Here is a 12,630-nt window from a genome sequence, read left to right on the forward strand (position 1 = left end):
TAGATTATTTAAATACATGTGATATGTTTTTTAAAAAGTAATTTCTTATATTTAATGCTTTAAAAGTCTAGATGTCAATGGACTTAAAATTATTGATAAATTTAAAAATCTAATTATTTAATTTATTAAGTTAAAATCAATCTTAAATTTAAATGGAGTTGAATTGTTAAGCAAAAATCAACTAAAAAAAATTGTTGGTAAAGGGCAAAACGGACTAGAGATTCATCCTGTATGTGCTGATGGTGATTGGGCACCTCCAGGGGCTAGTCAAGCAACTTATCCTAATTTTCCATGTGCGCATACTATAGTTGGACCTATTGTAGGGGACACTAGAATTTGTGCAGAACCAGGTAAAGATGGTATAATTCCGATATGCTAATATTTTATAAAAGCCAGTATTTATTACTGGTTTTTTTATGCACTTTAATGACGAATGATTTTTTAATTTAGTTTATATTTAATATGATTTTCCTAATAATAATTCCTATCAAGCTATATGATACCTATCTTTGATAAAGAAGTTTTGGTTACAATTGAAAAAATAATTGGTATTCCTTTTATAGCAGAATTATATTTTGAAGGTAGCGTTTGTTTTGCAAATAATGATGAAGTTCGAGCTGAGTTTAGACAAACGTTTAATGTATTTGATGTTATAGATTATGTCAATGTGATTTTTTATGAATCACAAAGAAATAGAAGTAGTTTTCTTTTAGATGAAGCTGCAATTGAAATTCCATATCCTAGTAATTCAAGTTTTTTTTGGGAACAAGTTACAACAGGAAAGAAGCTTCGTGAAAGTGCTTTGTTAAAACAGTATGAGATTAAAAGCTATTTTGAGATAAAATGGTACCGTAAATAACGATAAAAAATGTAATGAGAGAAAAGGAAAAAGAAATAAACTATAAAGAGTGTACAGTTCAGGAATGCGATACAGATTATATTAATTTGCATGGCAGTACTCCGTTGTACAGTATTTTTCTTTTGGAAGGAACAGGAAAAGTAAGTGTAGATTTAGTAGAATATGCTTTTGAAGGCAAAATTATTTTGTTTACCTCTCCGTATCAAATCATTCATTTTGATGTAAAAAAAACTCTTAAAACTACCCGATTGCAGTTTCATGGAGATTTCTATTGTATTGAATATCATAAAAAAGAAGTAGCTTGTAATGGACTTTTATTTAATAACATATACCAGCAACCATTTGTAAATCTTGAGAAAAAAGACTTTGTAGAGTTAGATTATATTTTAGGAAAGTTAATTCTTGAGTTAGATAATAACACTAGCTATGCTATGGCAGTAGTACGTGCCTATTTGCAGTTGATACTGGCATTATGTAGTAAAATTAAATATGAAGATAATCTTGTTGATGAAGAAAAAAACATTCATCATCCATTAATACAATTCAAAGAATTATTAGAGAATAATTTTAGAGAAGAAAGACAACCATCTTTTTATGCCGCCCAAATGGGAATTTCTCCTAACAGTTTTTCTAAATTATGCAAACAGTATTTTCTGAAAACGCCCTCTACATTAATTCAGGAAAGAGTAATATTAGAGGCTAAAAAGCTCATTCATCTTACTTATAAAAGTATGAAGCAAATAGCGGCAGAATTGAATTTTGATGATGAAAATTATTTTAGCCGCTATTTTAAAAAACATACAGGTATTACTCCAACTGCATTTAGAGAGGATGTTGGAATATCTATTGTAGCAGATTTGTCTAGGTAATATCCATATTTGTCCATTGTAGACCGTGTATTTAGTAGTTAATTTTGTCTTTTGAATGTTAATCTTAAAAGAAGAAATGTATGAATATAATAGTAGCACTATCAAAATTACAAAGTCAGTTTTTTAATTTAATGCGAATTGCCATTTTTATTGTAATGGTTTGGATTGGGGGACTTAAAGCTTTTCAATATGAGGCAGACGGAATCGTACCATTTGTAGCTAATAGTCCACTGATGAGTTTCTTTTATAACAATCCAAGTGAATATAAAGACCATAAAAATAAAGAAGGTGAGGTAGTAGAAGACAATATAAAATGGCATATTGAGAACGGAACGTATATCTTTTCTTATGCTTTAGGTGGAGTAATCATAATTATTGGATTACTTACTTTATTTGGAATTTTCAACCCTCAAATCGGACTTGTAGGAGGAGTTCTTACCGCTTGTATGGCAGTTGTAACCCTCAGTTTTTTAATTACCACTCCCGAAACTTGGGTACCAGATTTAGGAAGTGCAACACATGGATTTCCTTATTTATCTGGAGCTGGAAGATTGGTAATTAAAGATGTTATTATGATGGCTGGAGGACTGTTATGTGCTTCTGATTGTGCCAAAAGAATTATATCTCAAAAGAATTAATTTATGATTCTATTTTAAAAGGCTATCTTTTCAGATAGCCTTTTTTATTTGCATTTGCTAAGTCACAGAAATGGGGGCAGCCATGGATTAATTAATCTTAAATTTTTGAGGAGAATACCCATAGAAATTTTTAAAAGCCGCAGAGAAATGAGATACATCTTTGTAGCCACATTTGTATGCTACTTCGCTAACACTTATAGGTTTAGATTGTAGTAATTCTTTTGCGCGTTTCATACGAAGTTCAATAATATAGCTTCTTACAGTGATTCCATAACAGGCTTTGAATCCCTTTTTTAACTTGAATTCATTGAGAGAAATCATTCTTGATAATTCAGGAAGAGTAGGAGCGTCCACATAATCTTTATTAAGGATTAATTTAGCCTCTTGAAGTTTCATATAATCATCTTCATCCATCAAATCTTTAGGAGCTTTTTTTTCAATAAGCGTTTCAAACTGTAAGATTAAAAGCTCTTTAATCTTAGTTTCTATATACATTCTTTTTAAGGCACCTTTGCGGTTGCAATTTTTTATTTCATGTATTACCCATTGAATATCAGGTGTAAAGGCACTATAATTAGAAGTTATATAGCTAGATTTTTTTAACAGAATATTTTTTGAAAACTTTTGATGAAGCTCCCAATCTTCATTGATAATATTGCAATAAAAATCTTTTGATAAAATGATTGAAAAGTAGTTTATTTTCTCAAATGCTGGTATTTTAAAAGTGGCTTTATAATTTGATGTGTAGATGATGTTGTGCGTGTTTTCTCTATGAAATCTTTCGCTTTCTAGCTGGTCAATTTGTGTTTCGACATTATTACAATATATAAAATTCATTATAATCGATTCGCAACTAATCTCAAATAGTATTGTCTGAGGCTCAGAAAAGTACATTTGGGTATCGTGAATAACAAGTCCGTCAGTTATTAAATGATTACTTTTGATATCTTCTACATCTTTAATTTCGATACTAATATTTTCTTCTGTTAAGTGACTTTTTGGGTCATAACCATCGTGAACACCTATTGAGAATATAGGTTTTTCATGGCTTTTAATTTTTGATTTAATTTTCAAAATAATAATCCTTTTTTACAAAATAATAATCCGTTTTTCCCTATAATTTATCGGGTGAGTGATGGTACTTTTGCGACAAAGTTATTTATAATTAGTCTAATTAAACATATGCCAACACATAAATTTTTATTTACCAGTATAATTTTTTTATTGTCATTCTTTTCGTTTGCCCAACAAAATAAAGGGGTTTTAGTCTCAGGACAGGTTACGGAGAGTTCAGGACAAAGTATTCCATTTGCGACGATAAGTCTAGAAAAAACAGATTTTATCATAATGTCCGATGAAAATGGAAAGTATAATTTTAAAAGTGTCAAAGCAGGAAATTATATTTTGAGAGTATCCGCAATAGGATTTACAACTTCAAAAAAACCGATTGAAGTTAAAGGAACAAGTGATATAATATTTTCAGTTCGTTTAGAAAGTGAGTTAAACGCATTAGATAATATAACCGTAATGGGACGCACTCAAACTGAAAAAGTAAATAAGCAATCGTATAGCGTAACAGCCATAGATGCAAAAAAGTTGCATAACTCAACACTTGATTTGTCGCATGCCTTAGATAGAGTTTCGGGAGTTCGTGTTCGAGAATCGGGTGGAGTAGGATCGAGATCTGAACTTTCTATTAATGGTTTTTCGGGTAACCAGATAAAACTTTTTATTGATGGAGTTCCTATGGATAATTTTGGATCGTCATTTCAGCTTAATAATATTCCAGTAAATCTTGCTGATAGAATAGAAGTTTACAAAGGAGTTGTGCCTATTTGGTTAGGTGGCGATGCTCTTGGAGGTGCAGTTAATATAGTTACAAATTCTAAACCTCGTACCTATGTTGATGCTTCTTATTCTTTTGGATCATTTAATACGCATCGTTCAACATTAAATGCAGGTTATACTGCCAAGAGTGGTTTTACTGCCGAAATTAATGCTTTTCAAAATTACTCAGATAATAATTACTGGGTTAAAGTAAAAGCATCAGGTTTATTTAGTGGACAGTACTATCCAGAAGCGCGTGTGAGAAGATTTCATGATAATTACCATAATGAAACTGTAATTTTTAATATCGGTGTAACAGGTAAAAAATATGCCGATAAATTATTATTTGGTTTTACTGCAGGGCAAAATAAAGCTGATATGCAGACTGGAGCCCGTATGGAAGCCGTATTTGGTAAAATATACAGCAAAGGAAATATTTTGATGCCAAGTGTAAAATATCAGGTAAAAGATTTCTTTACAAAAGGATTAGATCTTAGCGTTACGGGTAATTATAATTTTGGTGAAGAACAAAATATCGATACCGTTTTTAGAAGATACAATTGGTTTGGTGAATATAAGCAGATGCCAGGTTTAGGCGGAGAACGTAGCCGTACATTACGTAAGTTCAAAAACAATAATGGAATAGCAACTGCAAACTTTACTTATGCTCTAAATGAGCGACATACATTTATGTTAAATAATACATTCAACACTTTTGATCGTAAAGAAAGTGATGAGTTAGTTCCAGAATCATTAGCATATAAACAACCTAAAAAATCGCAAAAAAATATTATTGGTGCAGGTTATAAATTTGATTATAACGAAAAATGGAGTACTTCGGTATTTATAAAAGAGTATTCTTTAAAAAATACCTTTTCTAGGAGTTATAATCCTTCAGGTAATTGGGGAGATATTGCTTATCAGGAATTTAAGGATAATAAAACACTGTTTGGATATGGCGGAGCAACTAGTTATTACATAAAACAAAATTTGCAAGTAAAGGGATCTTTTGAAAAGAGTTATAGATTACCAATACCAGATGAGGTATTTGGAAATCCAAATACTAGTACGGCAGGCAATCTAGATCTTAAGCCTGAAACGAGTAATAACTTTAATCTTGGATTTAGTTATCAAACTAGCTTTAAGAAAGTACATGCAATGACATTTGATTTGAATTTCTTGTATCGCGATGCAAAGGATTTTATTCGTCCAGAAATGAACGTAAATCAAATCGAAAGCAGAAGTGTTAATCAACCGGGAGTAAAAAATTATGGAATAGATGGAGAGGTAAGATATTCTTATAAAAACAGATTTACAGCTGGTGCAAACATGACGTATCAAAATCTACGTAATATGACACGATTCGAGCAGGGTAAAGAAATCCAATCTGCATATTATAAAGATAGAGTTCCCAATATCCCTTATCTTTTTGGTAATGCTGATGCTTCAGTCTTTTTTAATGACTTCATAAAAAAAGGAAATAATTTATCAGTTGGATATAACTTTTTATATGTACATAGTTACTATTTATCATGGCCAAGCCAAGGAATTAAAAATAGTAAACAAGACATTCCTCAACAGTTTAATCACGATTTTAATGTAGTATATACGTTGGCTGGTGGTAAATACAATATCGCTTTTGAATGCAAAAATGCATTTGATAACAGTTTATACGACAATTTTTCATTACAAAAACCTAGTAGGGCTTTCTATTTAAAACTTAGATATTATTTCAACAAATCAAATAAATAACTTTAATACTTAACAAACAATCATTATGAAAAAAAGAAACATATTAGTAATGTTTTCAGCTTTAGTAGCTTTTACTACTTTTTCTTGCGAAAGCAATTCAGACTCCCCTGATGGAGGAGTTCCAAGCACAGGAACAGAAAAAACAAAATATATTATTACAGCAACAACTGGAGCAGCAGGAATTGCAGATTATTTATTGACTGCAGATGATATTACTACAGGGTCTATCACAACTACAGGTAACGGATTGGAACAAGATGGTTCTTACCGTTATTATATCACAAACCAGAACAAATTTTTTAGCATGCTTTACGGACAAGGAAATCCTGGAGCAGTAACTACTTATGCATTAACTGCTGAAGGTAAGTTGGCTAAAACCTCAAATTTTCAATCAGAAACGGTACAGGTTTTTGCAGCAGTAAATAAAGATATTTTAATGATAAAAGTACCAAGAAGTGGAGCAGCATCTATTGCTTCTATGTACAAAGTCGATGCTACAACATCACTTATTGTTGGTGAAGCACAACAAGATACCAAAATTCTAGCTAAAAATGGAGAAAGAGCATTTTTTACTTGGGCTACACAAGTAGGAGATAAAGTATATATGCCATACATGAGTATCAAAGGGGATGGTGTTGATAGTTTTGGGACTAAATATCCAGATAGTACTTGGGTTGCAGTATATAACTATCCAGAATTAAAATTAGAAAAAGTAATTAAAGATAATCGTACTAGTTACATAGGGGATTATTTTTCGAATGGATTAGTTCAGGATGAAAATGGTGATGCTTATGGTTTTTCTGGAGCTGTTGCATCAAGCAATTCTGTTTTGACATCTAAAAATCCATCTGCTGTTGTAAAAATTAAAAAAGGAACTACAGAATTTGACAAGACTTATTTTTTCAACGTACAAGAAAAATCTGGAGGATATAAGATTTCTTCAAACAGTTATATTGGTAAAGGAAAAGTATTGTTACAAATGTATGGTACTGTTGGTACAAATGATGGAGTGCCTAAATTGGCTGTAGCCGATGTGTACAATCAAACATTTACTTGGGTTACTAATGCACCTAAAATAATTAATTCGACTACTACAAAATACAATATTGCTACAGAAGATAATAACTCTATTATACTAGGTATCAATACACCTGAAGGGAACTGGGTTTATACAATTAACGGAGCTACAGGAGTGGCTACTAGAGGAATGAAAGTAGAAGGCGGTGAAATTACAGCTATAGCGAAATTAAAATATTAATTTTTTTTTTTTTGACCGTGAGCTTTTAGGAGCTCACGGTTTTTATTATTTAAATTTAAGATTTTAAAACATGTCTACTTCTACCCCAAAAAAGAAAAAAAGTAAAAAATCGTTTTTCAAACGCGCCTCGGCATGGCTACATTTGTGGTTAGGATTAGGATCAGGAATCATTGTCGTTATTGTTAGTCTTACTGGTTGTATGTACGTTTTTGAGCATGAGATTAAAGATTTTATTGAAGATTGGCGTTTTGTTACACCTCAGGAAAAAGGGTATTTATTGCCATCGCAATTAATAGATATTGCTAATAAAGAAGTTAAAGGCAAGAAAGCTACAAGTGTTACCTTTGGAGATAAAGATGAAGCTGCAATTGTTAGCTATTTTGTTCCTAAAAAAGAAAACAAAGAAGAAATTCAGAAGGAACAGCAAAAACAAGAAAAAGCTAATTTAGCTTCAAAAAATAAAACAAAAGATAAAGAACCAAAGCGTAAAAAAAGACGAAGTGGTGCTACTATCAATGTGTATATGAATCCATATACAGGACAAGTACTTAATGTAAAAACAATTTCCAGAGCAGATACCGATTTTTTTAGATTTATGCTTAATGGACATAGAGCTTTATGGCTTCCTTATGATATTGGACGTCCGATTGTAGGAGTTGCCATTTTAATTTTCGTTGTAATATTAATCACTGGTATCGTTTTATGGTGGCCAACTAAATGGATTAAATCTATTAGAGACAAGAGTTTTAAAATTAAATGGTCGGCTACTTTTAAACGAGTAAATTATGATATGCATAATGTACTTGGGTTTTATAGCATGTTTTTCTTATTATTTATTTCTCTTACCGGTTTAGTTTGGAGTTTTGGCTGGTATAGTAAATCATTATATTGGATAACTTCGGGAGGAAAACCATTAGTAGAAACTAGAGAATCACCTAAGTCTGATACAACAAATGTTAAGGATTTTCATATCTCCACAGTAGATAAAGTAATACTCAAATTAGCAAAAGAAAATCCTCAAGCAGCAGGGATTTTGGTAACAATACCAGAAAAGCCATCAGATCCCATTGGTGCTTTTGTTTATAAAAAAAGCAATACCTTTTATAATATGGATCGCTTTAGTTTCGATCAGCAATCACTCAAAGACATTACAATAAAAACCCCATTTTCAGGAAAGTACGAGGAGGCAAGTGTACCTGATAAAATTCGCCGAATGAATTATGATATTCACGTAGGTGCAGTATTAGGACTTACGGGGAAAATTTTAGCTTTTTTTGCAAGTTTGATTTCCGCAAGCTTACCTATTACAGGATTCTTAATTTGGTGGGGTAAACAGAAGTTTAGCAAAAAAGCAACGAAAACTGCACCTAAAGTAGTTGCAAAAGCAGTACCAGTTCCTAAAAAGTTAGAAGAAGAAATGTCATATTAGAATTTCGTTATTCTGAAAAAGTTTGAACCATTAAGGCATTAGGATTATCAATGTCTTGATGGTGAAAACTATTTTATTAGAAATTAATCAAAGGTGTTTTTTATGCCATAATATAATACAACAGTAAATATTGTACCCGAAATTTTATCGGATGTTACAGCGATACTTCCTTTATGGAGTAATATTATTTTTTGAGTTAAAGACAATCCAATCCCGTTTCCGTCAGCATATATTCTATTTAATCCTCTGTAAAATGGTTTAAAAATATGCTTTAGATCTTCTTCTAAAATACCAATACCATGATCGGTAAATTGTAAAATAATTTTCTCTTTTTTTAGTGATACGACAACTTTACTTTGATTGTCTTCTGAGAATTTACAGCTATTTTCAAGTAAGTTAGCAAAAGATACTTTTAGTAAATATTCGTCTCCATTAACTGTGATTTGTTCCTTATCCGCAAAGTCATCTTCAAAATGTATTGTAATAGTATAATTGGGGTTTGATTTTAGAACTAGTTCTTTAGCGTCTAGTAAAACTTCATCAATGCGAACTTGTCTGAATGCAATCTCAGAAGGATCATAATTCGCCTTAGCAAAATCTAGTAAGTTGTTAGATAATTTTGCTAGTTTTTTAGTGTCTTGCAACGTATTAATAATGATGTTTTTATATTCATCAGCGTTACGCTCCTTTTTGGAAGATTGCTCTAAAGTGGTGATGATAGTAGCAAGTGGTGTTCGTAATTGATGGGAAATATTAGAAACAAATTGTTTTTGAGAATCAAAGGAGTTTTCTAATCGATTTAGCATTTTATTGAAAGTAGTTGCTAATTCAGAAACTTCATCTTTACTTTCGTTGGTGTATAGTCGTAAATGGAGATTTTCAGTAGAAAAGGTTTTTGCATTATCTGTCATTTTAACAACAGGTTCAAAAGCTTTTTTAGAAAAAAAGCGCCCCAACAGATATAGAAGTAAAATAGATGCTATAAAAGAAATAACAGCGGTTTCGAATAAATTCTCTAATTTTATATATCCAAATTCGTCGTAAGCGGTGGCTGTAATAATATATTCTTTTCCTTGAAACTGGTATTTCATACCGATAACTTGCTGTTCATTTTGATAGAATTGTATTTCATTTTTTTGTACAATTTTTTCAATGAATGATTTCGTTTCAGGTACTGTTTTAACAGTAGGTTCATCATGATACAACAATTTAAAAGAAGGAGTGTATATAGCCACTTCGGCTTCATTCAATGTCGTTCGATTGTTGGAATAAATGTGCTGTAATGTTTTACTATCTACTTTGGCATTTAAAAATAAAGTAGCCTTAGCAATAGCTTCTTTTTTTAGTAATTCATAAAATTCTTTCTCTCTATTTTCCTTTGCAGAAATTAGGATAATAGTAGCAAATATCAATAAAATAGTTGCTGTTGTAAATGTAAATAATATGGTTAATCGTGTTCTAATTTTCATTCTACTTTCAAAATAAATCCCATTCCAGACTAGGTATGGATAAGTTTTTTTGTCATTTTTTTTAATCTACTTTCCTTTAATCGCCATAGTAAGTAAATACAGGTTTCAAACCTTGTTTATCTAGCTCTCTTTTGGGCTAATTTGGGTATCCTTAAGATTGTCACTTTTCGTGGGCATAAAGTTACGCTTCATTTTGGAGATTAACCGATAAATGCATAAAATTAGATTTTTATGTTTTTTTTATTTCCTGATGAGGCAATAAAAAAAAGCTGCCTTTAATGGCAGCTTTTTGATTATTTTTTAAAATCTTGAATACCAGATTTTAACCATTGTTCGTATTCAACAATGTCTGGAGTATATCCTGTGGCTTTATTCAAGCTTTGTTCATTAGTATCTAATACGATATAATACGGTTGCGCATTTGCTTTGTAACGAGTAATCTGGAAATCACTCCATTTATTACCTATCGATTTTATTTTTTTACCCGTTTCTTTAGAGGTATATTGTTCCTCAATAGGTAACTCTCTTTTATCATCAACATATAGAGAGATCAAAACGACTTCATTATTTAAGATTGATAAAATACGTGGATCAGACCATACGTAATCTTCCATTTTTCGACAATTCACACAAGCAAATCCAGTAAAATCTAAAAGAATAGGTTTGTTTACACTTTTGGCGTAGGCCAATCCTTTTTCATAATCAGTAAAAGCGATGATATCATGCGGGCCTTTATGAGCTCCGTCTGGTAATGCAGTTTCTGATGCAGTACTTTTACTTGAACCTCCAACACCATAAGGTGATTCACTGTAAGTCATTGGTGGAGGAAAACCACTAATTAGTTTCAAAGGTGCACCCCATAATCCTGGAATAAGATATATAGTAAATACCAATACAACCAATCCCATTGATAATCGACCTACCGAAATAGAAGACGAAGGAGAATCATGTGGTAAGGTAATTTTTCCGAATAAATAGAATGCCAAAGTACCAAATATTGCGATCCAGATAGCTAAGAATAATTCTCTTTCAAACCAGTGTAATTGCAATACCAAATCGGCATTAGATAAGAATTTGAATGCTAAAGCTAATTCAATAAATCCTAAAAATACTTTTACAGTATTTAACCATCCGCCAGATTTAGGCAACGTGTTTAGCCAACCTGGGAACATAGCAAATAACATAAATGGTAACGCTAAAGCGAAAGAAAACCCTAACATTCCAACAATTGGTGCAATTCCACCTTTAGAAGCAGCTTCAACTAGTAAAGTTCCTATAATTGGTCCTGTACAAGAAAAGGAAACTATTGCAAGAGCCAATGCCATAAAAACAATACCTACTATTCCTCCTTTATCCGCTTGACGGTCTACTTTATTTGCCCAAGAATTAGGTAGCATAATTTCGAAAGCACCTAAAAAAGATACGGCGAATACAACTAATAAGATAAAGAAAATTACATTAAACCATACATTAGTTGATAATGCATTTAGGGCATCAGCACCAAAAATAAGCGTAATTACAGTACCAAGAAATACATAAATTAATATGATAGAAACACCATAAATAATTGCATTCTTGATCCCTTTTGCTTTTGTTTTGCTTTGTTTTGTAAAGAAACTTACCGTCATAGGAATCATAGGAAATACACAAGGAGTAAGCAATGCAGCAAAACCTGACAAAAATGCAACAAAGAATATCATGTATAAACTCGAATCAGATTTATCCGATTTAGGTTGTTCTTCGATTGTTGTAGCTACAGCAGTTTTTGTTGTTTTTTCATCAACTATATCAGTCGCCTGAATTTCTTTTGCGGTAAGCGTTTTAAGATTAAACTCAAAGTATTTCGTTTCGCTAATGCAGTTTTCTTTACAGACTTGATAAGATAGTTCGACTTGTACAGTTTCTTTTTCTGGATTAGTTTGTTTGATTAATTGCGTAAAAATAACGGTATCAGAAAAGAATATTTCATCTACACCAAAGATTTCATTAAAGGCTCTTTTGGTTTCACTCTCGGTAGCTTTACCTATAACTTCATAATTGTTTTTGTTATCATGAAAAAGAAATTCAGCTGGAAGAGGACCGTCTTCGGGAGTAAATTGTGAATATACATGCCAACCTGATTCGATAGCTCCTTTAAAAGAAAGAACAAATTCAGAGTTAGTTTTTTTCTCAATTGAAGCTTCCCATTTCACAGGATTTATAATCTGTGCCTGGACTTTTGCAAAAGCAAAAACCAAGAATATTAAATAAAATATTTTCTTCATTTTGTATGTTTAATTTGAACGATTTGTTCAGAGGGATGATAAATTAAACCTAACAGATTTAAAAACCTGTTAGGCTTGGGAAGAGACATTTTTTGAGTAAAACGACCTATTACACAATCAAAAGAATGCCCCTATTTTATATTGTTTTTAGACTAGATTTTAGATACCATATTCTCCAGCAAAGTCTTAGAAGCATAAAGAAATAGGCTGATTAAAACTTAGTGAATCTGCAACTTTGCGAGAATATCGAATCTTTAGCTATAAA

10 protein-coding genes are annotated in these 12,630 nt (G+C 31.4%); 7 read left to right on the forward strand and 3 right to left on the reverse strand.

Annotation, left to right across the window (positions count from 1 at the left end):
- The first annotated feature begins 163 nt into the window (after positions 1-163).
- The 4 genes from QWY99_RS07430 (at position 164) to rclC (ending at position 2,366) form a co-directional block, all read left to right on the forward strand.
- Positions 164-379: a hypothetical protein gene (locus QWY99_RS07430; RefSeq protein ID WP_290263272.1), complete on the forward strand. Its 216-nt coding sequence runs from the start codon at positions 164-166 to the stop codon at positions 377-379.
- Between the two features lie 117 nt (positions 380-496).
- Entirely contained in the window at positions 497-859 is a 363-nt protein-coding gene (locus QWY99_RS07435) for a hypothetical protein (protein ID WP_290263275.1), read from the forward strand.
- Between the two features lie 14 nt (positions 860-873).
- Positions 874-1,728, forward strand: a complete 855-nt coding sequence (locus QWY99_RS07440; protein ID WP_290263277.1) for a helix-turn-helix domain-containing protein — start codon at positions 874-876, stop codon at positions 1,726-1,728.
- Between the two features lie 80 nt (positions 1,729-1,808).
- Positions 1,809-2,366 (forward strand): reactive chlorine resistance membrane protein RclC, encoded by a 558-nt coding sequence (gene rclC, locus QWY99_RS07445; protein WP_290263279.1) that lies wholly within the window; start codon positions 1,809-1,811, stop codon positions 2,364-2,366.
- Between the two features lie 87 nt (positions 2,367-2,453).
- Here the strand turns inward: rclC and QWY99_RS07450 are convergent, their stop codons facing one another.
- Positions 2,454-3,440, reverse strand: a complete 987-nt coding sequence (locus QWY99_RS07450) for a helix-turn-helix domain-containing protein (protein WP_290263281.1) — start codon at positions 3,438-3,440, stop codon at positions 2,454-2,456.
- 108 nt (positions 3,441-3,548) lie between these two features.
- On the opposite strand from QWY99_RS07450, the gene QWY99_RS07455 reads away from it, so the two are divergent.
- The 3 genes from QWY99_RS07455 to QWY99_RS07465 all read left to right on the forward strand — a co-directional run bounded on the left by QWY99_RS07455 (position 3,549) and on the right by QWY99_RS07465 (position 8,632).
- A complete protein-coding gene (locus QWY99_RS07455; protein WP_290263284.1) occupies positions 3,549-5,945 on the forward strand; it encodes a TonB-dependent receptor in 2,397 nt (798 codons plus the stop codon).
- 25 nt (positions 5,946-5,970) lie between these two features.
- On the forward strand, positions 5,971-7,203 hold the full coding sequence (locus tag QWY99_RS07460) for a DUF4374 domain-containing protein (protein ID WP_290263288.1): 1,233 nt from the start codon (positions 5,971-5,973) through the stop codon (positions 7,201-7,203).
- Between the two features lie 70 nt (positions 7,204-7,273).
- Positions 7,274-8,632 carry a PepSY-associated TM helix domain-containing protein gene (locus QWY99_RS07465; protein WP_290263293.1) on the forward strand — a complete coding sequence of 453 codons (1,359 nt, stop codon included), beginning with the start codon at positions 7,274-7,276 and terminating at the stop codon, positions 8,630-8,632.
- 83 nt (positions 8,633-8,715) lie between these two features.
- Here QWY99_RS07465 and QWY99_RS07470 read toward each other — a convergent pair whose 3' ends face one another.
- Entirely contained in the window at positions 8,716-10,101 is a 1,386-nt protein-coding gene (locus tag QWY99_RS07470) for a HAMP domain-containing sensor histidine kinase (RefSeq protein WP_290263294.1), read from the reverse strand.
- A gap of 293 nt (positions 10,102-10,394) precedes the next feature.
- Entirely contained in the window at positions 10,395-12,365 is a 1,971-nt protein-coding gene (locus QWY99_RS07475; protein WP_290263296.1) for a protein-disulfide reductase DsbD family protein, read from the reverse strand.
- Positions 12,366-12,630: the final 265 nt, after the last annotated feature.

The organism is Flavobacterium branchiarum (genome assembly GCF_030409845.1).
Taxonomy (GTDB): Bacteria; Bacteroidota; Bacteroidia; order Flavobacteriales; family Flavobacteriaceae; genus Flavobacterium; species Flavobacterium branchiarum.